Source organism: Pseudomonas sp. RG1 (assembly GCF_025910115.1).
GTDB classification, from domain to species: domain Bacteria; phylum Pseudomonadota; class Gammaproteobacteria; order Pseudomonadales; family Pseudomonadaceae; genus Aquipseudomonas; species Aquipseudomonas atacamensis.
The window spans coordinates 133732-157744 of sequence record NZ_JAPCIK010000016.1 but is presented as its reverse complement, the minus strand read 5'-3'; the positions used below and the strand labels follow the sequence as shown (position 1 = coordinate 157744).

Annotated in this window: 16 protein-coding genes; 11 read left to right on the top strand and 5 right to left on the bottom strand. The window is 61.5% G+C overall.

Features of this window, described 5'->3' with window-relative positions; translation table 11 throughout:
- Positions 1 to 297 precede the first annotated feature (297 nt).
- Positions 298 to 1488: a benzoate/H(+) symporter BenE family transporter gene (locus OK411_RS10185; RefSeq protein ID WP_136493914.1), complete on the top strand. Its 1191-nt coding sequence runs from the start codon at positions 298 to 300 to the stop codon at positions 1486 to 1488.
- Positions 1489 to 1731: 243 nt separating this feature from the next.
- Here OK411_RS10185 and OK411_RS10180 read toward each other — a convergent pair whose 3' ends face one another.
- The gene (locus OK411_RS10180; protein WP_016773843.1) at positions 1732 to 2076 is read right to left on the bottom strand and encodes a YggL family protein; all 345 of its coding nucleotides are present in this window, start codon (positions 2074 to 2076) and stop codon (positions 1732 to 1734) included.
- Between the two features lie 234 nt (positions 2077 to 2310).
- Here OK411_RS10180 and dacB point away from each other — a divergent pair, with 234 nt between their 5' ends.
- A complete protein-coding gene (dacB, locus tag OK411_RS10175; protein WP_073473982.1) occupies positions 2311 to 3771 on the top strand; it encodes a D-alanyl-D-alanine carboxypeptidase/D-alanyl-D-alanine-endopeptidase in 1461 nt (486 codons plus the stop codon).
- Positions 3772 to 3916: 145 nt separating this feature from the next.
- Here dacB and OK411_RS10170 read toward each other — a convergent pair whose 3' ends face one another.
- Both OK411_RS10170 and rlmKL read right to left on the bottom strand, forming a co-directional pair.
- Positions 3917 to 6301 (bottom strand): diguanylate cyclase, encoded by a 2385-nt coding sequence (locus tag OK411_RS10170; protein ID WP_264364816.1) that lies wholly within the window; start codon positions 6299 to 6301, stop codon positions 3917 to 3919.
- A gap of 144 nt (positions 6302 to 6445) precedes the next feature.
- The gene (rlmKL, locus tag OK411_RS10165) at positions 6446 to 8716 is read right to left on the bottom strand and encodes a bifunctional 23S rRNA (guanine(2069)-N(7))-methyltransferase RlmK/23S rRNA (guanine(2445)-N(2))-methyltransferase RlmL (protein ID WP_024012311.1); all 2271 of its coding nucleotides are present in this window, start codon (positions 8714 to 8716) and stop codon (positions 6446 to 6448) included.
- A 530-nt stretch (positions 8717 to 9246) separates the two neighbouring features.
- On the opposite strand from rlmKL, the gene rmf reads away from it, so the two are divergent.
- Positions 9247 to 9462, top strand: a complete 216-nt coding sequence (rmf, locus tag OK411_RS10160) for a ribosome modulation factor (RefSeq protein WP_003223300.1) — start codon at positions 9247 to 9249, stop codon at positions 9460 to 9462.
- Positions 9463 to 9760: 298 nt separating this feature from the next.
- Here the strand turns inward: rmf and OK411_RS10155 are convergent, their stop codons facing one another.
- The gene (locus OK411_RS10155) at positions 9761 to 10780 is read right to left on the bottom strand and encodes a quinone-dependent dihydroorotate dehydrogenase (RefSeq protein ID WP_071171588.1); all 1020 of its coding nucleotides are present in this window, start codon (positions 10778 to 10780) and stop codon (positions 9761 to 9763) included.
- Between the two features lie 218 nt (positions 10781 to 10998).
- Between OK411_RS10155 and OK411_RS10150 the strand changes: the two genes are divergently transcribed.
- The 8 genes from OK411_RS10150 (at position 10999) to cobA (ending at position 22804) form a co-directional block, all read left to right on the top strand.
- Positions 10999 to 12210, top strand: coding sequence for a CmpA/NrtA family ABC transporter substrate-binding protein (locus tag OK411_RS10150; protein WP_110601336.1), 1212 nt, complete (start codon positions 10999 to 11001; stop codon positions 12208 to 12210).
- Positions 12211 to 12225: 15 nt separating this feature from the next.
- Positions 12226 to 12801: an ANTAR domain-containing response regulator gene (locus OK411_RS10145; protein WP_007916390.1), complete on the top strand. Its 576-nt coding sequence runs from the start codon at positions 12226 to 12228 to the stop codon at positions 12799 to 12801.
- A 431-nt stretch (positions 12802 to 13232) separates the two neighbouring features.
- Positions 13233 to 14444, top strand: coding sequence for a nitrate/nitrite transporter (locus OK411_RS10140; protein WP_125918504.1), 1212 nt, complete (start codon positions 13233 to 13235; stop codon positions 14442 to 14444).
- A 7-nt stretch (positions 14445 to 14451) separates the two neighbouring features.
- Positions 14452 to 16122, top strand: coding sequence for a bifunctional protein-serine/threonine kinase/phosphatase (locus tag OK411_RS10135; RefSeq protein WP_122747097.1), 1671 nt, complete (start codon positions 14452 to 14454; stop codon positions 16120 to 16122).
- Between the two features lie 419 nt (positions 16123 to 16541).
- Positions 16542 to 18995, top strand: a complete 2454-nt coding sequence (gene nirB / locus OK411_RS10130) for a nitrite reductase large subunit NirB (protein WP_136493907.1) — start codon at positions 16542 to 16544, stop codon at positions 18993 to 18995.
- On the top strand, positions 18992 to 19309 hold the full coding sequence (gene nirD / locus OK411_RS10125; protein WP_016773836.1) for a nitrite reductase small subunit NirD: 318 nt from the start codon (positions 18992 to 18994) through the stop codon (positions 19307 to 19309). The genes nirB and nirD overlap by 4 nt, the downstream gene beginning before the upstream one ends.
- Positions 19309 to 22020 (top strand): nitrate reductase, encoded by a 2712-nt coding sequence (locus OK411_RS10120; RefSeq protein ID WP_264364815.1) that lies wholly within the window; start codon positions 19309 to 19311, stop codon positions 22018 to 22020. Before nirD ends, OK411_RS10120 begins: the two co-directional genes overlap by 1 nt.
- A gap of 13 nt (positions 22021 to 22033) precedes the next feature.
- Positions 22034 to 22804: a uroporphyrinogen-III C-methyltransferase gene (gene cobA, locus OK411_RS10115; RefSeq protein WP_264364814.1), complete on the top strand. Its 771-nt coding sequence runs from the start codon at positions 22034 to 22036 to the stop codon at positions 22802 to 22804.
- Between the two features lie 69 nt (positions 22805 to 22873).
- Here cobA and OK411_RS10110 read toward each other — a convergent pair whose 3' ends face one another.
- Entirely contained in the window at positions 22874 to 23908 is a 1035-nt protein-coding gene (locus OK411_RS10110; protein ID WP_016773833.1) for an OmpA family protein, read from the bottom strand.
- Positions 23909 to 24013 lie beyond the last annotated feature (105 nt).

Here is a 24013-nt window from a genome sequence, read left to right as displayed (position 1 = left end):
AGGTCGCTGGCAAGTATCGCGTAAAAAACAGCGCGATTGTACACAATGAATGGTGGCAACACGACTGTACGGCTGTTTGCGCCTGCGGCTGTATTGCAACGCTGGGTTACGTTTGAGTTTAGGCTTGATCGCAGAATCCGCCTTCTACGCACAATCCCCTTATGCAGGAGCTGCCGAAGGCTGCGATCTCTTGATCTTGCTTCTTAAAATCAACGTCAAAAGATCGCAGCCTTCGGCAGCTCCTACAGGGGATGTGTTGTGGCGGACATCTCCATTGGTATAAGGAACACCGCCGTCATGACCGACGCCACCCACGCCCGCCTGCGCCCTCTGGCCGACACTTCGCCTTCCGCCATCGTCGCCGGTTTCATCGCGATGATGACCGGTTACACCAGTTCGCTGGTGCTGATGTTCCAGGCCGGGCAAGCGGCCGGGCTGACCAGCGGGCAGATTTCCTCGTGGATCTGGGCGATTTCGATCGGCATGGCTGTGTGTTCGATCGGCCTGTCGCTGCGCTATCGCACACCGATCACCATCGCCTGGTCGACCCCCGGCGCGGCGTTGCTGATCACCAGCCTGGGCGGCGTCAGTTACGGCGAGGCGATCGGCGCCTACATCACGTGCGCGGTACTGGTAACGATCTGCGGCCTGACCGGCAGCTTCGAACGGCTGGTGAAAAAGATCCCGGCCTCTTTGGCGGCAGCTCTGCTGGCAGGGATCCTGTTCAAGATCGGCAGCGAAATCTTCGTCGCCGCGCAACACCGTACCGGGCTGGTGCTGGGAATGTTCTTCACTTATCTACTGGTCAAGCGCCTGTCGCCACGCTATGCCGTGCTCGCGGCGCTGCTGATCGGCACCGCGCTGTCGGGCTTCATGGGGCTGCTGGATTTCAGTGCGTTTCATCTGGAAGTTGCCACGCCAGTCTGGACCACCCCGCACTTTTCACTGGCGGCGACCATCAGCATCGGCATTCCGCTGTTCGTGGTGGCGATGACCTCGCAGAACATGCCCGGCATCGCCGTGCTGCGTGCTGATGGCTACAACGTCCCGGCCTCGCCACTGATCACCACCACCGGCATCGCCTCGCTGCTGTTGGCGCCGTTCGGCTCCCACGGCATCAACCTCGCAGCGATCAGCGCGGCGATCTGCACCGGCCCGCATGCCCACGAAGATCGCAACAAACGTTACACCGCAGCGGTCTGGTGCGGGGTGTTCTACGGCATTGCCGGGGTGTTCGGCGCGACGTTGGCGGCATTGTTTGCGGCGTTGCCCAAGGAACTGGTGCTGTCGATTGCCGCGCTGGCGCTGTTCGGCTCGATCATCAATGGCTTGAGCATCGCCATGAACGAAGTGAAGGAACGGGAAGCGGCGTTGATCACCTTCATGGTCACGGCGTCGGGGTTGACGCTGTTTTCCATTGGTTCGGCGTTTTGGGGGATTGTGGCGGGGGTCTTGACGCTGGTGATTTTGAATTGGCGCAGAGCTTAAGATCAAAAGCCCCTCACCCTAGCCCTCTCCCAAAGGGAGAGGGGACTGACCAAGGTGCTCGGAAGATATACGCCGACGAGGGATACCAAGTCGAACTCACATCCCGAAAAGCCCACAAATCGGCCCCCTCTCCCTCGGGAAAGGGCTGGGGTGAGGGGCGAATCCACCACCAAACCCAAGCCGTACCACCCAAACCCCAGACGAAAAAAAACGGCGACCCTCAGGTCGCCGTTTTTTTCAGTATCACTTGGCCGCGTTGATCGGCTTTTCCGGATACCACACGTCCAGCAGCGGGCTGACTTCGTACTTGGTCAGCTCGGAGCGGTTTTTCAGCCAGGCTTCAACGGCAGCGCGCTGCTCTTCGTTGACCGAGCCACGCTTCTGCAGGCACACCAGACCGAAGTCGTCGCCGCCAACATAACCCAGACCGTTGGCTTCCATGGCTTCTTTGATGAATGCTTCGAGGAAAGCGTCAATGGCTTCTTCGGACAAGTCTTCTTTGAAGTCCAGGTTCAGTTCGAAACCCAGCTCTTGAAATTCATCAACGCACAGTTTTTTGCGCAGACGCTGGGAACGGTTAGTCGCCATTGGAACAATCCTCTTAAGTAATAACGGCCGGCACTTTACCAGTTTAAGCCGGCGATTGCCCGACTCTCTGGTCGCTGCGGCCGACCGCCTGTAAAAAAATAAGCGATTGGCCGGGCCTGACACGGCACAAGCTGTTACAGCTTGGGGCATAATGCCGACACTTTCATGACCACTGAGGGCCTTTTCATCCATGTCCTCGTCTTTTTTCCCCTCTTTTGCAGGGTTTTATTGCATATGATCAAATCGTTGCGTCCACTGTTTCTCGCCGGCCTTCTTCTGCCTCTGGCCCTGCCTGTCTCCGCTGCCACCATCAACACTTCCCTCACCCCGAACGTCGAAAAAGCCCTCAAGGCCAGCAAGTTGCAGCCCACTGCGCTGTCGCTGGTGATGGTGCCGCTCGACGGTCCGGGCACGCCGACGGTGTTCAACGCCGACGTCTCGGTCAATCCGGCCTCGACGATGAAACTGGTCACCACCTACGCGGCGCTGGAAATGCTCGGCCCCAACCATCAGTGGAAAACCGAGTTCTACACCGACGGCGACCTGAACGGCGGCATTCTCAACGGCAACCTCTACCTCAAGGGTGGCGGTGACCCGAAGCTGAACATGGAAAAACTCTGGCTGCTGATGCGCGACCTGCGCGCCAACGGCGTGACCCAGATTACCGGTGACCTGATCCTCGACCGCAATTTCTTCGTGCAGCCGCAATTGCCGGAATTCAACGATGACGGCAACGACGACAACAAGCCGTTCCTGGTCAAGCCCGACTCATTGCTGGTCAACCTCAAGGCCCTGCGCTTCGTCGCGCGCAATGACGGTGGCCGCGTACTGATTTCGGTTGAGCCGCCGATTGCCAGCATTCGTATCGAAAACACCGTCAAGGCGCTGCCGTCCAAGCAATGCACCGGTGGCGTGCGCTACAACCCGGTGCCGCAGGCCGATGGCAGCGTGACCGTGACCGTCGGCGGCCAGTTGGGCGAAGGCTGCAGCTCGCAGACTTACCTGTCGCTGCTCGACCATGCGACCTACACCGCGGGCGCCGTAAGGGCGATCTGGAAGGAGCTGGGTGGCAGCATTCAGGGCAAGGATCGTCTGGCACCGACGCCGAGCGGCGCCAAACTGCTCGCCCGCGCGTACTCGCCGGATCTGGCCGAGATCATCCGCGACATCAACAAATACAGTAACAACACCATGGCCCAGCAGCTGTTCCTCAGTCTTGGCCAGCGTTTCCGCAACGATGCCGACGGTGATGACGCGCGGGCTGCGCAGCGCGTGGTGCGGCAGTGGCTGGCGAAGAAAGGCATCACCGCGCCGCATCTGGTGATGGAGAATGGCTCTGGTCTGTCGCGGGCCGAGCGGGTCAGTGCACGTGAGATGGCCAACATGCTGCAGGCCGCCTGGCACAGCCCGTACGCCGCCGAGTACATCAGCTCGCTGCCGATTGCCGGCACCGACGGCACCATGCGCAAACGTCTGAAAACCACGGCGATGCGCGGCGAAGCCCACGTCAAGACCGGCACCCTGAACACCGTGCGCGCGATCGCCGGTTTCAGCCGTGACGTGAATGGCAATACCTGGGCGGTGGTAGCGATCCTTAACGACAAGGCCCCGTTCGGCGCCTCGTCGGTACTCGATCAGGTGCTGCTGGATCTGTACAAACAGCCGAAACTGCCGCAGACCGCTTCGGTGCTCTAACGCAATCCAAGCCACATCACAAAACCCTGTGGGAGCTGGCTTGCCAGCGATAGCGGACTGTCAGTCACCGAATATGCTGACTGGAATGACCCTATCGCTGGCAAGCCAGCTCCCACAGGTTTGTGGTGTATCGAGCATCAGCGGCTCAGCTCATCTCCCGCTCAACCCGATCCCGGCCATTCTGCTTCGCCGCGTAAACCCCTGAGTCAGCGCGCAGCAATAGCGCATCTGCGCCCTCCCCCGGGCGCCAGCTGGCGATGCCGAAACTCGCGGTGACCAAGCCGACCACGTCCACCGGCGCGCTGCGCAAACCTTCCCACAACTCCATCGCCAGCATGTAGGCGTGTTCGCCGTCGATGTCCGGGCACAGCACCATGAACTCTTCACCGCCCAAACGGCAGAACACGTCGGTGCGGCGCAGGCGATGGCCGATCCGCTCGCAGACTGCCTGCAGCACGCGGTCGCCGACGGCGTGGCCGAACTGATCGTTGATGCGCTTGAAGTGGTCGATGTCGAGCATGATCACCGACAGCTCACCGCCGCCACGCTCGACCCGGGCCATTTCGGTGGTCAGGCGTTCCTGGAAATAGCGGCGGTTGTGAATGCCGGTCAGCGAGTCGGTGATCGACAACGCGCGCAATTCTTCTTCCACGCGCTTGAGATCGGAGATATCCGAGATATAACCGTGCCACAGCACTCCGCCGCCCGGCAGCTCTTCCGGTGTCGCCTCGCCGCGCACCCAGCGCAGACCGCGCTCGGGCAGTTGCACGCGGTACTCCTCGCGCCAGGGGCTGAGGTTTTCCGCCGATTCGCGGATCGAGCTGCGCACGCGAATCGCATCTTGCGGGTGGATACGACTGAAGATCGCCTCGGAGTCGAGCAGCAGCACATCCGGCTCCAGCTCGTAGATTTCGCGGATGCCATCGCTGGCGTAGATCACGCTGAAGCGTCCGTCGAATTCCATCTTGAATTGGTAGATGCCACCGGGAACATGGGCGCTGAGCTTCTTCAGCAATGTGTCGCGTGCTGCCAGCACCTCGTGCACGCGTTTGCGTTCGGTGATGTCGATGCAGATCGCCAGATGACCGACCCACAGGCCTTGCTCGTCAAGCACCGGGGTGGCGAGCATGTTCACCGGCAGGTGACTGCCATCGCTGCGCACCAGGGTCCATTCGCGTGCCTCGTGGCCGCCGACTTCGCCGCCCTCGACCAGCATCGCGTGGCAAGTCGGAATGTTTTTGCCGTAGCGCGCACTCAACTCGGCCGAACGCGCCGCCAGTTCCCGTGGCAAATGCAGGTTCTCCAGGGTCATGCGCCCAACGACTTCGGCGCTGCTGTAGCCGAGCATTTGCTCGGCACCGGGATTGAAAGTGTTGATCACGCCGCGCAGGTCAGTGGCAATGATCGCGACCTGAGTGGCGGCATTCAGCACGCCGCGCAACTGACCGTGGGTGCCGCGCAACTCCTGCTCGCGCTCGTGCAACTCCTGAGTGCGCACCTCGACCAGGCGCACCGCGCGCTGGCGCTGGCTGACCAGCACATAAAGCAAGGCGCTGAGCAATGCGCTGAGCAAGCCGCCCAGAATGATCACGCTGCCCACCGACGAATGGTTGGCCTGCATGAACGCTTCGCTCGGCAGGATATCGACCTGATAGTCGTGATCGGCCATGCGCAGCAAGCGCGTCGCCGCCAGTTCGCCGGGCACCGCCTCGTTGCTCGATTCGAACAGCGCCTCGTGCTGATCCTGGGTCGACAGGTCGAGAATGCGCACCGACAGATAATCGTGCAGGGCATCGGGCAATCCATCGGCGAGCAACTGGCGCATGCTGATCACCGCCATCACATAGCCGAACGGCTGCGATTCTCCAGCGCGACTGACCGGCGCCAGCAGCAGCACACCACGCGCATACGACGGCTCGATCCCGACCAGATGCATCGGTTGCGACACCGCCATGCTGCCGAGCTGGTCGGCGCGTTGCAGGGTTTCGCGGCGCATGGGTTGGGCGAGCAAGTCGTAGCCCAGTGGTGGCGCCAGTCGGCTTTGGGTTTGCGTGTAGAGCACCGGCACGTATTCCTCGCGCGGCGCCGCCAGTTGCAGCTCGCCCTTGGCGTCCAGTTCGCGAATGGTGAAATTGCTCAGGCCCTCATCACGCACCTGCTGTTCGAACGCGGTCCGTTCGGCACCGCTGACTCGCGGCGCGTAGGTATAGGCTTGGGTGCGCAGCAATAAGGGTCGAGAGTAACCATCGAATTCAGCGCGGGACACCGATTCGGAGTTGGCGAAGAACCGCCGCAGGCCATCGAGACGTTGCTCCTGGTCCTGAAAACGTTCGGCGATGCGGCTGTAGCGTTCGTTGGCCAGCAGTTGGAAACGCTGACGCGATTGTTGCTGAAACTGGTTGAAGGTGCCCCATGCGAGCAGCCCGGTGAGAATCCCGCCGGCAAGCAACACCAGCAAAGCGACCAGCCAGGCTGAGACGTCTTCACTGATGAAACCGAGGATTTTCGGGCGCACGGGGTGCAACGGCATAAGCACGACTCACTCCGCCAGATTTGCGGGAAAACCCCATTGGCGGTGTGTGAGTTATAGCTATTAGCCACTAATTTAGCTAGCACCGCTGGATCCACCGAGCCGTTAAAAATCAACGCTCTGTGGATCCAACCAGTGAACGCGTCAACGAGCCGTGATTTTCCAGGCGCGGTGGATCTTGGTATTGCGGGCGAAATCCGGATCAATGGTCTGCGCGCTGATTTCCTCGACCGCATAACGCTCGGCGAGGTTTTCCTCCAACTGGAACTTGCGGAAGTTGTTGGAGAAATACAGCACGCCACCCGGTGCCAGCCGCGCCATCGCCAAGTCGATCAACTGCACCTGATCGCGCTGCACATCGAAGATGCCTTCCATGCGCTTGGAGTTGGAGAACGTCGGCGGGTCAATGAAGATCAGGTCGTATTCGTCACGGCTGCTTTCCAGCCACGCCATCACATCGCCCTGCTCCAGACGGTTCTTGTCCGAGAAACCGTTCAACGACAAGTTGCGCCGCGCCCAGTCCAGATAGGTTTTCGACAGGTCGACGCTGGTGGTGCTGCGCGCGCCACCCTTGGCCGCGTGCACGCTGGCGGTCGCGGTGTAACAGAACAGATTGAGGAAGCGTTTGCCGGCCGCCTCTTTCTGAATGCGCATGCGCATCGGCCGGTGATCGAGGAACAGGCCGGTGTCGAGGTAGTCGGTGAGGTTGACCAGCAACTTCACGCCACCTTCATTGACCTCGACGAACTTGCCCTGCGCAGCCTGACGCTCGTACTGCTTGGTGCCGCTCTGGCGCTCGCGGCGCTTGACCACCACGCGGTTCTTGTCGACGTTCAACGCCTGCGGAATGGCCGCCAGCGCATCGAACATGCGCGCCGAGGCTTTTTCCGGGTCGATGGATTTCGGCGCGGCGTATTCCTGAACGTGCACCCAGTCGTGGTACAGGTCGATGGCCATCGCGTATTCCGGCATGTCGGCATCATAGACGCGGTAGCAATCGATGCCTTCGCGCTTGACCCACTTGCCCATCGCCTTGAGATTTTTCTGCAAGCGATTGGCAAACATCTGCCCGCCTTCACTCAAGCGCGGCTGTTCAATCACTGGCGCCGGGGCTGGCGTCGGCTTGATCGGGTTGCCGTTCTTGTTGAACTTGCGCTCTTGCGGCTCGTCCGGGGTCTGATCGTAAGCCGCTTGCTCGCGCTCGGCCTGACGCTGTTCCGGAGTGCGACGTTCGCCAGTGACGAACTGATCGGGCAGAACCTTGATCAGCAGCAGTTTGCACGGCAGCGCGCCGTTCCAGAACGAATACTGTTTGTGGCTGCGGATACCCATGCGCTTGCCCAGATCCGGGGCGCCGGTGAACACCGCCGCTTCCCAGTTCAGGCAGGCCTGACGCAGACGCTCGCCGAGGTTCTGATAGAGATACAGCAGGCTGGCTTCGTCACCGAGACGCTCGCCGTACGGCGGGTTGCAGATCACCAGACCTTTCTGGTTCTGATCCGGGCGCGGCTCGAAGGTCGCCACTTCGCCCTGGTAGATCTTGATCCACTCGCTGAGGCCGGCGCGTTCAACGTTGTTGCGGCCTGGCTGAATCAATCGTGGATCGGCTTCGTAACCGCGAATCCACAGCGGCGGTTTGGCCAGACCGGCGGCGGCACGCTCGACGGCTTCTTCATGGAGTTTTTTCCAGAGTGCCGGCACGTGACCGAGCCACGCGGTAAAGCCCCACTGCTCGCGACGCAGGTTCGGCGCCATGTCGGCGGCAATCATCCCGGCTTCGACGAGGAACGTACCGACACCGCACATCGGGTCAGCCAGTGCGCCACCTTCGGCAGCAATACGCGGCCAACCGGAGCGAATGAGGATTGCCGCCGCGAGGTTTTCCTTCAGCGGCGCCGCGCCCTGCTGCAAGCGATAGCCGCGCTGGTGCAGGCTGTGGCCGGAAAGGTCGAGGGACAGAATCGCTTCGCCGCGATCCAGACGCAGGTGGATACGCAGGTCCGGGTTGAGTTTGTCGATGGATGGACGATCGCCCTGCGGCGTGCGCAGTTTGTCGACGATGGCGTCTTTGACTTTCAGCGCGCCGAAGTGGGTATTGTCGATGCCCGAGCCGTGGCCGCTGAACTCGACGGCCAGGGTGCCGTCGCTGAGCATGTGATCCTGCCAGTCGATGTCGAGCACGCCGTGGTAGAGGTCTTCGGCGTCCTTCATCGGGAAACGCTTGAGCACCAGCAACACACGGTTGGCCAGACGCGACCAGAGGCACAGGCGATAGGCGGTTTCCATGGTCGCCATGCCACGCACGGCGGAGGTGTGCTCGCGCGCTTCTTCAAGGCCAAGCCCGACGGCTTCCTCGATGAGCAGGCCTTCAAGGCCTTTGGGGCAAGTGAGGAAGAGTTCGAAACGATCGGACATGGTAATTCCAGAGCCTTTGGCTAGTGGGCCGGCAACGCATTGCCGACCCGGTTTTCAATCAGGCGCTTTTCTGAAAGAGCGCCCGCGTGGCACGAAGGTGTGCCGTTCCATCCCCGCTGCTCGGGTTAAAAGAGCTTAGATGCCGGGACAGATAAAAAAGTTGGTGCAACAAAAAGACTGAAAGCGACCCTTCGTCGAATATTACCCAAGCGCAAACGTGGGTCATTCTCACTAAAGGATTAACCCCCTGAGTCAGCGGGGCGCCGATCATACCGGGGTTTGCGCATTGAACGTTGAATAAATACGCGGTTACTTATCGCCATAGCATCCTTTACGTTACGTGCTTATGACAAAACGATCATTCCCTCGGTGTGACTCATTGGTTAGAACTGAGCACAGGTTGACGTCGCAACGGCGTCAACACCTTGGCTCGCCACGCCGGCAGCGAGCCGCACGATGGCAGGTTTTTTCTGCCAGACCTCAATTGAGGTCAACGCGACACTACAGTCAACAAGTGAGGGAAACACCCTATGAGAAGACTTAAGCGTGATCCGTTGGAAAGAGCATTTTTGCGCGGATATCAATATGGCGTTGGTGGCAAATCCCGTGAGCTTTGCCCATTTACTCTACCGTCGGTACGTCAAGCCTGGATCAACGGCTGGCGAGAAGGACGCGGCGACAACTGGGACGGTATGACCGGCACTGCGGGAATCCACAGACTCAACGAACTTCACGCCGTCGGCTGACACAGGGCATTTATTCCGACACGACAATCTGAATTTGCAATGAATTAACCACGCACGTCCTTCCCGGACGGCGGGCTACGGCCCAGGGGCTCCTTCGAGGAGCCCTTTTTGATGCCTGCAAAAAGGGTTAACCGGGTTCCACGTGGCGAGGGGATGTATCCCCGCTCGGCTGCGCAGCAGTCGCGAAGTCGGAATTTCAATTTAACTGGCATATCAATGTGCAAGGTTTGGGGCTGCTGGGCAGCCCAGCGGGGATAAATCCCCTCGCCACAAAGGCCCCCCAACGCCTCGGCAATCCTCAGCGCAACGCGGCGATCGCATCCACCGATTCACGAATCAGCGCCGGGCCTTTGTAGATGAAGCCCGAATAGATCTGCACCAGGCTCGCGCCAGCAGTGATTTTCTCCGCCGCGTGTTTGCCCTCGGTAATCCCGCCCGCGGCAATGATCGGCAAGCGTCCGGCCAATTCGCCCGCCAGCACTTTCACGGTATGGGTGCTCTTCTCACGCACTGGCGCGCCGGACAGACCGCCCGCCTCGTCGCCATGCTCCATGCCTTCAACACCGACACGGCTCAAAGTCGTATTGGTGGCGATGACCGCGTCCATGCCGGTTTCGATCAATGCCTGGGCAACCTGCGCAGTCTCTTCGTCGGTCATGTCCGGCGCGATCTTGATCGCCAGCGGCACATGCTTGCCGTGACGCAGGGCCAGTTCGGCGCGACGAGTGGCCAGATCCGCGAGCAATTGCTTGAGCGAGTCACCGAACTGCAGGCTGCGCAGGCCCGGGGTGTTTGGCGAGCTGACGTTGACGGTGACGTAGCTGGCGTGGGCGTAAACCTTGTCCAGGCAGATCAGGTAATCGTCGACCGCACGCTCGACGGGAGTGTCGAAGTTCTTGCCGATATTGATGCCCAGCACGCCCTGGTATTTTGCCGCAGCGACCCGCGCCAGCAGGTTATCCACACCGAGGTTGTTGAAACCCATGCGGTTGATGATCGCCTCGGCTTCCGGCAGGCGGAAGATCCGTGGTTTCGGGTTACCCGGTTGTGGGCGCGGGGTCACGGTGCCGATTTCGACAAAACCGAAACCCAATTGTGCAAAGCCGTCGATGGCCGCGCCGTTCTTGTCCAGACCTGCCGCCAGCCCCACCGGGTTCGGGAACTCCAGCCCCATGACGGTCACCGGCATTTTCGCCGGCGCCTTGCACAGCAAGCCGTTGAGGCCCAAACGTCCACCCGCGCCGATCAGATCCAGCGACAGATCGTGGGAGGTTTCCGGGGAAAGTTTGAACAACAGCTGACGGGCCAGGGTGTACATGGGCGGCAATGACTCGGGCGGCGAAAAGAGGCGGCGATTATAGCCGGGCATCGTCCCCCGGCGCGAGGCGCCTGCGCGAATCAGGCGACTGGCATATGCCTTGCACCACCCCGCTCATCAGTCTGCCGACCAATGACGGCGCGCAGGCCAGGACAATGGCGTCGTCCCCGGGTTTTGCCTGCGCAGAATCCGGGACGACGTTTTTTTTGAGGTAGCGTATGAACGAAACGTCCTTGGGGCCTCTGGCCTGGGTCAATGGCAGCGATGCGCCGGAAAAGAGCGCGATCAATCTCGGCTTCATGGCGCTGAGCGACTGCGCCTCGGTGGTGGTCGCCGCCACCCAGGGCTTCGCCCAGCCCTACGGCCTGACCCTGAACCTCAAGCGTCAGGCGTCATGGGCCAACCTGCGCGACAAACTGGTCAGCGGCGAACTGGATGCCGCGCACAGCCTGTACGGACTGATTTACGCGGTGCACCTGGGCATCGGCGGCGTCGCCCCGACCGACATGGCAGTGCTGATGGGTCTGAACCAGAATGGCCAGAGCCTGAACCTGTCCCATGGTTTGCAACAGGCTGGCGTGAACAGTCCTGAAGCGCTCGATCGGCACGTGCACCAAAGCCGCGCAAAACTGACCTTCGCCCAGACCTTTCCCACCGGCACCCATGCGATGTGGCTTTATTACTGGCTGGCGAGCCAGGGCATTCATCCGTTGCAGGACGTCGACAGCGTGGTCGTGCCGCCGCCGCAAATGGTCGCGCACCTGCAAGCCGGGCGCATCGACGGTTTTTGCGTCGGCGAACCGTGGGCGGCCAGCGCCGTGCAGCAGGATCTCGGCTTCACCCTGGCGACCAGCCAAAGCATCTGGCCCGACCACCCGGAAAAAGTCCTCGGCTGCACCCGCGAATTCGTCGAGCAATATCCCAACACCGCGCGGGCGCTGGTCATGGCCATTCTTGAGGCCAGTCGCTTCATCGAAGAAAGCCCGGAAAACCGCCGCAGCACCGCGCAATTGCTCAGCGCCACCGAATACCTCGACACTCCCGCCGCGTGCATCGAGCCGCGTTTTATGGGTGACTACGCCGATGGCCTCGGTAATCGCTGGCAGGATCCGCATGCGCTGCGTTTTCATGGCGATGGCGAGGTCAATCTGCCCTACCTTTCCGACGGCATGTGGTTCATGACCCAGTTCCGTCGCTGGGGTCTGTTGCGCGAGGATCCGGATTATCTGGCCGTCGCCCGCCAGGTTCAGCGTCTGGATCTGTATCGCGAGGCAGCGAGCGCTGTCGGTATTGCGGCTTCGCACGCCGACCTGCGCAGCAGCCAGTTGCTCGACGGCAAGGTCTGGGACGGCAGCGATCCGGCGGGCTATGCGCGCAGTTTCAAACTGCATGCCCTGAACGACACCGCCCCCCTTCTCGCCCAGCGCTGACAGGAGACCGCGAACATGTTGCGCATTCTGCTGATCAACGACACCGCGAAAAAAGTCGGACGCCTGAAAGCGGCGCTGACCGAGGCCGGCTTCGAGGTAATCGACGAGTCCGGCCTGACCATCGACCTGCCGGCGCGCGTCGAAACGGTGCGCCCGGACGTGATCCTGATCGATACCGAGTCACCGAGCCGCGATGTCATGGAGCAAGTGGTGCTGGTTAGCCGCGACCAGCCCCGGCCGATCGTGATGTTCACCGACGAACATGACCCGGGGGTGATGCGTCAGGCGATCAAGTCCGGGGTCAGTGCCTACATCGTCGAAGGCATTCACGCACAACGGTTGCAGCCGATTCTCGACGTGGCGATGGCGCGCTTCGAGAGTGACCAGGCCTTGCGCGCGCAATTGCAGGCCCGTGACCAGCAACTGGCCGAGCGCAAGCGCATCGAACTGGCCAAGGGTTTGCTGATGAAGATGAAGGACTGCAACGAGGAAGAGGCCTATACGCTGATGCGCCGCCAGGCCATGAGCCGCCAGCAGAAGCTGATTCAGGTGGCGGAGCAGATCATTGCCATGAGTGAGTTGCTGGGCTGAAATTTTCGCTGCAAATCAAGAGCCCCTCACCCTAGCCCTCTCCCGGAGGGAGAGGGGACCGACCGCGTTGTCTTGCGCTGTCCGCCGACCTGAACGACCGAGTCGATTATGGATTCACTCGAAATCTTTCAGATCGGCAAATGATTCGGCCATCCCCCGCTCGGTTCCCTCTCCCTCTGGGAGAGGGCTAGGGTGAGGGGCTTTTGCTTTTCAGCTGTTGGCACAAATCTCGCTAAGTAAACCGCACAGGTAACCAACGGCGGTTGCCCCACCTACGACAAAGACGTCGCTCACCCCGTTCGCCCCCCGGCGAATCAGGTAGCGGCGTTTTTGCGTTTTGGCCCCACAGAACGGGGCCGGTGGTGCGGCCGTGAGGCGCTCCACCTGCTGTGCATGACTCCTTTCGAGACTCTTTTCAGCCGAGGTGCGCGATGAATTCAAGCTTCTGGAAATCCGGCCATACCCCGACCCTGTTCGCGGCCTTCCTGTATTTCGACCTGAGCTTCATGGTCTGGTACCTGCTCGGCCCGCTGGCGGTGCAGATTGCCGCCGACCTGCACCTGACCACCCAGCAACGCGGCCTCGTCGTCGCCACGCCGATTCTCGCCGGCGCGGCGTTGCGCTTCGCCATGGGCATGCTCGCTGATCGCTTGTCGCCCAAGACCGCCGGGCTGATCGGCCAGGTCATCGTCATCTGCGCGCTGTTCGGTGCCTGGAAACTCGGCATCCACAGTTATGAACAGGCGCTGATCCTCGGCCTGTTCCTCGGCATGGCGGGCGCGTCGTTCGCCGTGGCCCTGCCGCTGGCCTCGCAGTGGTATCCACCAGAACATCAGGGCAAAGCCATGGGCATCGCCGGTGCGGGCAACTCCGGCACCGTGTTCGCCGCGCTGCTGGCGCCAGTGATTGCCGCCGCGTTCGGCTGGAGCAATGTCTTCGGTTTCGCCCTGATCCCGCTGGTTCTGACCTTGGCGCTGTTCGCCCTGTTGGCAAAAAACGCCCCGCAGCGGCCAAAACCGAAAGCCATGGCCGACTACTTCAAGGCCCTCGGTGATCGCGACAGTTGGTGGTTCATGTTTTTCTACAGCGTCACCTTCGGCGGTTTCATCGGCCTGGCCAGCGCCCTGCCCGGTTACTTCAACGATCAATACGGTCTGAGCCCGGTAACCGCCGGCTACTACACCGCTGCCTGCGTGTTCGGCGGCAGCCTGATGCGGCCACTGGGTGGCGCGCTGGCCGATCGCTTCGGCGGCATTCGCACCTTGCTGGCGATGTACACCGTCGCTGCCATCTGCATCGCCGCCGTCGGCTTCAATCTGCCAAGTTCCTACGCGGCGCTGGCGCTTTTCGTCTGCACCATGCTCGGCTTGGGCGCGGGCAACGGTGCGGTTTTCCAACTGGTGCCGCAGCGTTTTCGTCTGGAGATCGGCGTGATGACCGGGCTGATCGGCATGGCCGGCGGTATCGGCGGCTTCGCCCTCGCGGCCGGCATGGGCGCGATCAAGCAAAGCACCGGCAGCTATCAACTGGCACTGTGGTTGTTCGCCAGCCTCGGCGTGCTGGCATGGTTTGGCCTGCACGGCGTCAAGCGTCGCTGGAGAACCACCTGGGGTTCGGCGGCAGTAACGGCGGCGCGGGTCTGAGGCCTCAATGGCCCTGCAACTGAGCTTCGCCGAAGCCAGCGCCACCGGCCCGCGCGCGGAGAATCAGGACGCCCTGCGTTCGGTGACACCGGCGCCGGCACTGGCGGTGAGCAAGGGTTATCTGTTCGCCATCGCCGACGGCGTCAGCCAGTGCGCCGATGGCGGCCTCGCCGCGCGTTCGACCTTGCAGGCGCTGGCGCTGGACTACTACGCGACGCCGGAAACCTGGAGCGTGGCCCAAGCGCTGGATCGCCTGCTGCTTGCGCAAAATCGCTGGCTGCAGGCCAACGGCGGCGGGCAACCGCTGCTGACCACGGTCAGCGCGCTGGTGATGCGCGGTCGACGCTTCACCCTCGCCCATGTCGGCGATTGCCGGGTCTATCGCTGGCACGCCGAGCGCTTGCAGCGCATCAGCGAGGATCACGTCTGGGAGCAACCGGGCATGCAACACGTGCTCAAACGTGCGCTCGGGCTCGATCAGCATCTGGTCCTGGATTTCCTCGACGGCGAACTGCGTGAGGGCGAAAGCTTCGTGCTGCTCAGCGACGGCGTCTGGTCGACCCTGGGCGATACCGCGATCGCCGCGATTCTGCGCGATCAAGTGGATCTGCCCAGCGCGGCGCAAACCTTGGTCAACGCCGCGCATCTGGCCGGCAGTCAGGACAACGCCAGTGCCCTGCTGGTGCGCGTCGATGCGCTGGGCGAAGCGAGCATCGGCGATGCGCTGGTGCAATTGCAGCAATGGCCACTGCCGCCAACGCTGAAACCCGGGCAAGCGTTTGAAGGCTGGCAGGTGCAAGGCATCATCGGCCAGAGCCAGCAATCATTGCTATATCGCGTGCTCGATAGCCAGGGCCAGCCTTGGCTGCTGAAGACCTTGCCGACGCGGCTGGCCGACGATCCGCAAGCCGGGCAGGCATTGCTGTCGGAGGAATGGTTTCTCAAGCGCGTGGCCGGCCGGCATTTTCCGCAAATCCATGCCTGCACTCAGCGTCAACATTTGTATTACGTCATGCGCGAATACGCCGGGACGACGCTGGCCGACGTGTTTCAACACAGCGGCCCGTTGCCTTTGGCGCAGTGGCAGGACATCGCCGAGCGGCTATTGCGCGCGGTCGGGCTGCTGCATCGGCGGCAGATTCTGCATCGCGACATCAAACCGGAAAACCTGTTGCTGGGGGATGATGGCGAGCTGCGCCTGCTGGATTTCGGCCTGGCTTATTGCCCGGGACTGTCCGAGGACGCGCCGTCGACCCTGCCGGGAACGCCTAGTTTTATCGCCCCGGAAGCGTTTCGCGGCGAACCACCGAGTGCACAACAGGATTTGTATTCTGTCGGTGTCACTCTCTATTACCTGCTCACCGGGCATTTTCCCTATGGCGAAATCGAAGCGTTCCAGCGGCCCCGATTTGGCGTACCGGTGAATGCCAGTCGCTATCGCCCGGATCTGCCGGAATGGCTGGCGCAAAGTCTGGAACGCGGCGTCGCCGCCGATCCGCAGCAACGCTTCGAAACCGCTGAAGAGTGGCTGCTGGTGCTGGAACAGGGTGAGCGGCAAAGTTTGAGTGTGCGGCCCCGGCCTTTACTCGAGCGGGAGCCGTTGAAGGTCTGGCGGACCATGGCGCTTCTGGCATTGCTCGGGAATGTGGTGCTGCTGGTTTTGTTGTTTCATGGCTGAGATTGAGTTGCGCCATTCGCGAGCAGGCTCGCTCCCACAGGGGATTGGCGTCGTTCGCAGACACCTTGTGGGAGCGAGCCTGCTCGCGAAGGCATTCGGCTTCACACCGCATAACCCCAAGAATTAACGCGCCACGAACGAGCAACACGCCTCGATTCGGTGCAAAAAAATCTCCTGTCACAACCCCAATCCCCAATAAATCCGCGTCCCCCCGAGTTGGCACAACCACTGCATAACCCTTTTCACCATACATAAAGCCCAACCTTCAACGACGAAGGCTGCGCTTCCCGAGAGAACGGGACCAGGACAAAGGCGTCCTCGCTAGGCAACTAGCGGGACGCCTTTTTTTGTTTGCGCAAAATTTGTCGAGCAAGGCCCGACGGCCCACCAGAGGCCAGCCGCAGCTCCCGGAGAACCTGATGAAAAAACTCAAACTGGTGATGATCGGCAATGGCATGGCCGGGGTGCGTACCCTGGAAGAACTGCTCAAGCTGAGCGACGAGCTCTACGACATCACCGTCTTCGGCGCCGAACCGCACACCAACTACAACCGCATCCTGCTGTCGCCGGTGCTGGCCGGCGAGCAGACGTTCGAAGAGATCGTCCTCAACGACCTCGACTGGTATCTGGAAAACAACATCAAGTTGCTGCTCAACCGCAAAGTGGTGGAGATCGACCGGGTCAAACGCCGAGTGATTGCCGAGGACGGCACCGAAGCCGAGTACGACCGTCTGCTGATCGCCACCGGCTCGACCCCGTTCATCCTGCCAATCCCCGGCAACACTTTGCAGGGCGTGATCGGCTATCGCGACATCGCCGACACCCAGGCCATGATCGACACCGCCAGGACCCACAAGCACGCCGTGGTCATCGGCGGCGGCCTGCTCGGCCTCGAAGCGGCCAATGGCCTGATGCTGCGTGGCATGCACGTCACCGTGGTGCACCTCGGCGAATGGCTGCTGGAGCGGCAATTGGACAAGACCAGCGGCCAGCTTCTGCAATCGGCGCTGGAATCCCGTGGCCTGCACTTCCGCCTATGCGAACAGACCCAAGCCCTGCACGATGCCGGCAATGGCCGGGTCGGCTCGGTGCAGTTCAAGAACGGCGACATCATTCCTGCCGATCTGGTGGTGATGGCCGCCGGCATCCGCCCCAACACCGAACTGGCAGAAAAGGCCGGCATTCCGTGCAATCGCGGGATTCTGGTCAGCGACACCCTGCAAACCTACGACCCGCGCATCTACGCAATCGGAGAATGCGCCAGCCATCGCGGCATAGCCTACGGCCTCGTTGCGCCGCTGTTCGAACAAGCCAAGGTCTGCGCCAATCACCTCGCGCAACTGGGTTTCGCTCGCTATCAGGGCTCGGTGACTTCGACGAAATTGAAAGTCACCGGCATCGACCTGTTCTCCGCCGGCGATTTCATGGGCGGCGAAGGCACCGAGACCATCACCCTCTCCGACCCGATCGGCGGCGTGTACAAAAAACTGGTGATCAAGGATGACGTGCTGGTCGGCGCCTGTCTGTACGGCGATACGGCAGATGGCGGTTGGTATTTCCGGCAGATTCGTGAGAATCACGCCATCGGCGAGATCCGCGATCACCTCATGTTCGGCGAAAACGCTTTAGGCGACGTAGGACATCAGGGCCAGGACAAAGCCATGGTCATGGCCGACAGCGCCGAAGTGTGTGGCTGCAACGGTGTGTGCAAGGGCACCATCGTCAAGGCGATTCAGGAACACGGCCTGTTCAGCGTCGATGAAGTGAAGAAACACACCAAGGCTGCCAGCTCCTGCGGTTCCTGCGCCGGCCTTGTTGAACAGATCCTGATCAATACAGTGGGTGGCGCGGCCGACGTCAAACCGAAAAGCGAAAAAGCCATCTGCGGTTGCAGCGACCTCAACCACGGGCAGATTCGTCAGGCGATCCGTCAGGAACACCTGCTGACCATCGCCGAGACCATGAGTTACCTGAACTGGCGCACGCCCAATGGCTGCGCGACCTGTCGCCCGGCGCTCAACTACTACCTGATTTCCACTTGGCCGGGCGAGGCCAAGGACGACCCGCAATCGCGTCTGATCAACGAACGCGCCCACGCCAACATCCAGAAGGACGGCACCTATTCGGTGGTGCCGCGCATGTGGGGCGGCGTGACCAATCCGTCGGAACTGCGGCGGATCGCCGATGTGGCCGACAAGTACAACGTGCCGATGGTCAAGGTCACCGGCGGTCAGCGCATCGACTTGCTGGGGATCAAGAAACAGGATCTGCCCGGCGTCTGGAAAGACCTCGACATGCCGTCCGGCCACGCCTACGGCAAATCCATCCGCACCGTGAAAACCTGCGTCGGCAGCGAGTTCTGCCGCTTCGGCACACAGAACTCGACGCAACTGGGCATCGAACTCGAGCACGACCTGTTCAACATGTGGTCGCCGCACAAAGTGAAGCTGGCAGTGTCCGGTTGCCCACGCAACTGCTCGGAAGCGGGCATCAAGGACGTAGGAATCATCGGCGTCGACTCCGGCTGGGAGATGTACATCGGTGGCAACGGCGGGATCAAGACCGAAGTCGCCGAGTTCTTCGTCAAGCTCAAGACTGCCGAGGAAGTCCGTGAATACAACGGCGCGTTCCTGCAGCTCTACCGCGAAGAAGCCTTCTACCTCGAACGCACCGTGCACTACCTGCAACGGGTCGGCATGGAGCACATCAAGAAAAACGTGCTCGAAGATGCCGAGCGGCGCAAGGCTTTGAACGAGCGCCTGCAATTCTCCCTGTCGTTCGAACAGGACCCATGGAAAGAGCGCTTGGCGCAGCCGCAACTGAAGAAAGAATTCGACGTGATCCCCGTGAAAAACCTGGAGGTGCCGGCATGAACTGGCTCGATATCTGTGCGCTGGAAGAGATCAACGCCCTCGGTTCGCGGATCATTGCCGGGCCGAAAGGAGACATCGCGATTTTTCGCACAAGCGACGACGAGGTTTTCGCCCTCGATGACCGCTGCCCGCACAAGGGCGGCCCGCTGTCGCAGGGCCTGATCTATGGCAAGCGCGTGGCCTGCCCGCTGCATAACTGGCAGATCGACCTGGAAACCGGCGAAGCTCAGGCGCCGGACATCGGCTGTGCCCATCACCATCCGGCGCGGGTCGAGAACGGCCGGGTGCAACTGGCCCTGCGGGACGCCATCTGATGAACCGTCAGACGACCGCCTCGATCTGCTGTTACTGCGGGGTCGGCTGCGGCGTACTGATCGAGCATGACGGCGAGCGCATCCTCGGCGTCAGCGGCGATCCGACGCACCCGGCCAACTTCGGCAAACTGTGCAGCAAAGGCTCGACGCTGCACCTGACCGGCGACCTCGCCGCCCGCGCCTTGTACCCGGAACTGCGCCTGGGCAAAGGCCTGGCGCGCAGCCGTACTGACTGGGATACCGCCCTCGACCACGCGACCAACGTGTTTGCCGAAACCATCGCCGAACACGGCCCGGACAGCGTGGCGTTCTACATCTCCGGGCAGTTGCTCACCGAGGACTACTACGCCTTCAACAAACTGGCGCGGGCGCTGGTCGGCACCAACAACATCGACAGCAATTCGCGGCTGTGCATGTCCTCGGCGGTGGTCGGCTACAAACGCAGCCTCGGCGCCGACGCACCGCCGTGCAGCTATGAGGATCTGGAACTCAGCGACTGCGTGATGATCGTCGGCAGTAACATGGCCTACGCCCATCCGGTACTTTTTCGCCGGCTGGAGGAAGCCAAATCCCGTCGCCCGCAGATGAAAGTCATCGTTATCGACCCGCGTCGCACCGACACCTGCGATCTGGCCGACCTGCATCTGGCGATTCTTCCGGGCACAGATGTCGCGTTGTTCCATGGGATTTTGCATCTGCTGCTGTGGGAAGACTGGATTGATCGCGATTTCATCAAGGCGCACACCGAAGGCCTCGTCGAACTCAAAACGCTGGTCCGCGATTACACCCCGCAAATGGTTTCGCAGCTGTGCGGCATCAGCATCGAGCAACTGCAGCAATGCGCAGAATGGGTCGGCACGGCGCCGAGCTTCCTGTCGCTGTGGTGCATGGGCCTGAATCAGTCCACCGCCGGCAGCGCGAAAAACAGCGCGCTGATCAATCTGCACTTGGCCACCGGGCAAATTGGCCGGCCCGGTGCAGGACCTTTCTCCCTGACCGGTCAGCCGAACGCCATGGGCGGGCGGGAAACCGGCAGTCTGTCCAATCTGCTGCCGGGTCACCGCGATGCCGCCAACCCGGAACATCGCGCCGAAGTGGCGGCGTACTGGGGCGTGGAGAGCTTGCCCGAGGCGCCGGGCCTGAGCGCCATCGAACTGTTCGAAAACCTGCGCAGCGGCAAAATCAAAGCGCTGTGGATTGCCTGTACCAATCCGGCGCAATCGATGCCTGATCAGAGCGCAGTCCGCGCAGCGCTTGAGGCCTGCCCGTTTGTGGTGTTGCAGGAAGCCTTTCGCACCACCGAAACCGCTGCGTTTGCCGACCTGCTATTACCCGCCGCCAGTTGGGGCGAGAAAGAAGGTTCGGTGACCAACTCCGAGCGGCGCATTTCCCACGTGCGCAAAGCGGTTGTCGCACCGGGCGAAGCGCGGCCGGACTGGGCCATCACGGTGGATTTCGCACAGCGTCTGGAGAAACGTCTGCGCCCCAGGCAGCCAAGCCTGTTCGCTTTCGATCAACCTTCGCAGTTGTTTGATGAATTCAAAGCGCTGACCCGTGGGCGAGACCTGGATCTGTCCGGGATCAGTCATGCCTTGATCGACGAGATCGGTCCGCAGCAATGGCCCTTCCCTGCCGGCGCCCGCCAAGGCACGCCACGCTTGTACGGCGACGGCATTTTTCCTACAGCCAATGGCCGCGCGCAGTTCATTGCCGATCCGTATCGCGCCGCCAAGGAACAACGCGACGCGCGCTTCCCGCTGACTTTGATCACCGGTCGTCTGCGTGACCAGTGGCACGGCATGAGCCGCACCGGCACCGCCGCGCAATTGTTCGGCCACGTCAGCGAAGCCGTGCTGAGCCTGCACCCTGACGAGATGCGCCGGCACCGCTTGCAGCCCGGCGATCTGGTCAGTTTGAAAAGCCGCCGTGGTGCAGTGATTGTTGCGGTCGGCAGCGACGACAGCGTGCGTCCGGGCCAGGCGTTCCTGCCGATGCACTGGGGCGATCGCTATCTCAAGGGCGGCGTCAACACGCTGACCTTGCCGGCGCTTGATCCGCTGTCCAAACAACCGGAGCTCAAGCACAGCGGCGTGCGTCTGGAGGCAGTCAACCTGCCGTGGCAGCTGTTCGCCTTGATCGAGGGTGATGTCCAACGGCATTTCGAGACGCTACGACCGCTGTGCGAGGCGTTTTCCTACGTCAGCTTCAGCCTTGTCGGTCGTGAGCGGCCAGCGCTGCTGATACGCGCTGCACACGGCCAGGCGCCGGATCCACAGCTGCTGGGCGAGATCGACCAGTGCCTGTCACTGCTGGATGGCCCGGTTCTAGCCTATGACGATCCGCGTCGCGCCATTGGCAAGCGCGTGCGCATCGAAAACGGCCGTATCACCGCCATTCGCCTGGCCGGCGAAACCCTTGCGCAACACTGGTTGCAGAGCCTGTGGCTGGAGGGCCGCGCCGACCAACAACTGCGGCGCTGGCTGCTCGCGCCGATGAGCGCGCCGCCGGGTACTGTCGGCGCCATTGCGACCGACAAGACCTTGTGCAATTGCGAAAACGTCAGCCTCAACGCAGTCTGCGCCGGCATTCGCCAGGGCCTGGATCTGCAAGGCCTGAAAAACAATCTCCGATGCGGCACGCAATGCGGTTCCTGCGTGCCGGAAATCAAGCGTCTGCTGGCTGCCGAAGCGCGGCCGGTCGCGGTCATTTAACGAGGACAACACCATGAATGCGAAAGTCTGGCTGGTGGGCGCAGGCCCTGGCGATCCGGAGTTGCTGACGCTCAAAGCGGTGCGCGCATTGCGCGAGGCCGATGTGGTGATGATCGATGATCTGGTCAACGACGCGGTGCTGGAGCACTGCCCGGCTGCGCGGGTGATCCCGGTGGGCAAACGCGGCGGCTGCCGTTCGACCCCGCAGGCGTTTATCCATCGGCTGATGCTGCGTTATGCCCGCCAGGGCAAATGCGTGGTGCGCCTGAAAGGCGGCGATCCGTGCATTTTCGGCCGCGGTGGCGAAGAAGCGCAGTGGTTGCGCGAGCGCGGGGTTGAAGTGGAACTGGTCAATGGCATCACCGCCGGGCTGGCCGGGGCGACCCAGTGCGATATTCCGCTGACGTTGCGGGGCGTGGCGCGCGGGGTGACGCTGGTGACTGCGCACACCCAGGATGACAGCCAGTTGAACTGGCAGGCGTTGGCGCAAGGCGGGACGACGCTGGTGGTTTACATGGGCGTGGCCAAGCTGGGCGAGATTCGTGATCAGCTGCTCGCCGGAGGGATGGCGGCGCATACGCCAGTGGCGATGATCGAAAACGCCTCTTTGGCGCATCAGCGTGAATTTCGCAGTGATCTGACTGCGATGGCTGAGGATGCCTCGGCGTTTGAATTGAAAAGCCCGGCGATTCTGGTGATTGGTGCGGTGGCGGCTGTTGCTCAAGGGCAAAAGATCGCAACCTTCGGTAGCTCCGGGACGGCGTACAACGTGCAGGCGCTTTAAGCGGCGAAGCCAAATCGCAGACAAAGAAAAGCCCGGCCTGAGCCGGGCTTTTCCATCAGCGGCAGCTAATTACTTAGCTTGAGCTTCAACCTGCGCTTCTACGCGACGGTTTACAGCGCGGCCAGCGTCAGTTTTGTTGTCAGCAACTGGGCGGGATTCGCCGTAGCCAACAGACTGAACGCGGGACGATTCAACACCGTACTGGTTGGTCAGAACTTGCTTAACGGCGTTTGCACGACGCTCGGACAGTTTCTGGTTGTAAGCGTCAGGACCGACGGAGTCAGTGTGACCTTCAACAGTAGTGGTGGTGGATGGGTACTGCTTCATGAAGTCAGCCAGGTTCTTGATGTCGCCGTAGCTGTTTGGCTTGACTACCGACTTGTCGAAGTCGAATTTCACGTCCAGCTCAACACGAACAACTTCAGCAACTGCTGGGCAGCCATCAGCGTCAACGGTTACGTTGGCTGGGGTGTCCGGGCACTTGTCAACGTTGTCGCAAACGCCATCGTTGTCGCTGTCGGAGCAGACTTCAGCAGGTGCTGGAACTGGAGCAGCAGCTGGCTTGGAGCCGCCACCGAAGTTCACACCGATACCGACGCTAGGAGCCCACTCGGTGTCGCCCTGGTCGATGTTGTACTGAGCTTCAACGCCGGCACGGGCGTAGAAGTTCTCGGTGAAGTACAGCTTGGCACCGCCGCCAACGTTGGCGAAGGTGGAACGGTTACGACCGTTCGAACCGTTCTGGTCGATGCTCTGGTCAGAGAAACCGGCCGAAACGTATGGACGAATCATGTCGCCTGGGTTGTTGAAGTGGTACAGAGCGTCCAGAGCGGTGTTAGCGCCTTTGACGTTCTTGCCATCGTCGGCACGTACGTTGTGCACTTCGTCGTAGCCCAGACGCAGTTCAACGTCGTCGGTCAGGAAGTAACCGATCGAACCGCCGAACAGGTTGCCGTTGTTCTTGAAGTTACGAGCGCTGTCGAATTGTTCTTTCTTAGCGAAGCCTTCGATTTCAACTGCGCCTTGGCCTTGTGCCAGAGCGCCGAACGAAGTGGCGGCAATCAGAGAACCAATGGCCAAGCCCAAGGTGTTTTTCAGTTTCATCCGTTAAATCCCCATCTGGTGATTGTGAAGCAGTCCCGCAAACCGGGGGACAACTCGGCGGCAAGTCTATCAGAACTTGCCTACACGTAAGAGATATTTGCGCTG

Bases quoted from the DNA above. Each gene is read 5' to 3' on its own strand.
- OK411_RS10110 (WP_016773833.1), bottom strand. From the start codon at position 23,908: ATGAAACTGAAAAACACCTTGGGCTTGGCCATTGGTTCTCTGATTGCC.
- OK411_RS10140 (WP_125918504.1), top strand. From the start codon at position 13,233: ATGAATTCAAGCTTCTGGAAATCCGGCCATACCCCGACCCTGTTCGCG.
- OK411_RS10150 (WP_110601336.1), top strand. From the start codon at position 10,999: ATGAACGAAACGTCCTTGGGGCCTCTGGCCTGGGTCAATGGCAGCGAT.
- OK411_RS10170 (WP_264364816.1), bottom strand. From the start codon at position 6,301: ATGCCGTTGCACCCCGTGCGCCCGAAAATCCTCGGTTTCATCAGTGAA.
- nirB (WP_136493907.1), top strand. From the start codon at position 16,542: ATGAAAAAACTCAAACTGGTGATGATCGGCAATGGCATGGCCGGGGTG.
- dacB (WP_073473982.1), top strand. From the start codon at position 2,311: ATGATCAAATCGTTGCGTCCACTGTTTCTCGCCGGCCTTCTTCTGCCT.
- OK411_RS10180 (WP_016773843.1), bottom strand. From the start codon at position 2,076: ATGGCGACTAACCGTTCCCAGCGTCTGCGCAAAAAACTGTGCGTTGAT.
- cobA (WP_264364814.1), top strand. From the start codon at position 22,034: ATGAATGCGAAAGTCTGGCTGGTGGGCGCAGGCCCTGGCGATCCGGAG.
- rlmKL (WP_024012311.1), bottom strand. From the start codon at position 8,716: ATGTCCGATCGTTTCGAACTCTTCCTCACTTGCCCCAAAGGCCTTGAA.
- OK411_RS10135 (WP_122747097.1), top strand. From the start codon at position 14,452: ATGGCCCTGCAACTGAGCTTCGCCGAAGCCAGCGCCACCGGCCCGCGC.
- OK411_RS10120 (WP_264364815.1), top strand. From the start codon at position 19,309: ATGAACCGTCAGACGACCGCCTCGATCTGCTGTTACTGCGGGGTCGGC.
- OK411_RS10185 (WP_136493914.1), top strand. From the start codon at position 298: ATGACCGACGCCACCCACGCCCGCCTGCGCCCTCTGGCCGACACTTCG.
- OK411_RS10155 (WP_071171588.1), bottom strand. From the start codon at position 10,780: ATGTACACCCTGGCCCGTCAGCTGTTGTTCAAACTTTCCCCGGAAACC.
- rmf (WP_003223300.1), top strand. From the start codon at position 9,247: ATGAGAAGACTTAAGCGTGATCCGTTGGAAAGAGCATTTTTGCGCGGA.
- nirD (WP_016773836.1), top strand. From the start codon at position 18,992: ATGAACTGGCTCGATATCTGTGCGCTGGAAGAGATCAACGCCCTCGGT.
- OK411_RS10145 (WP_007916390.1), top strand. From the start codon at position 12,226: ATGTTGCGCATTCTGCTGATCAACGACACCGCGAAAAAAGTCGGACGC.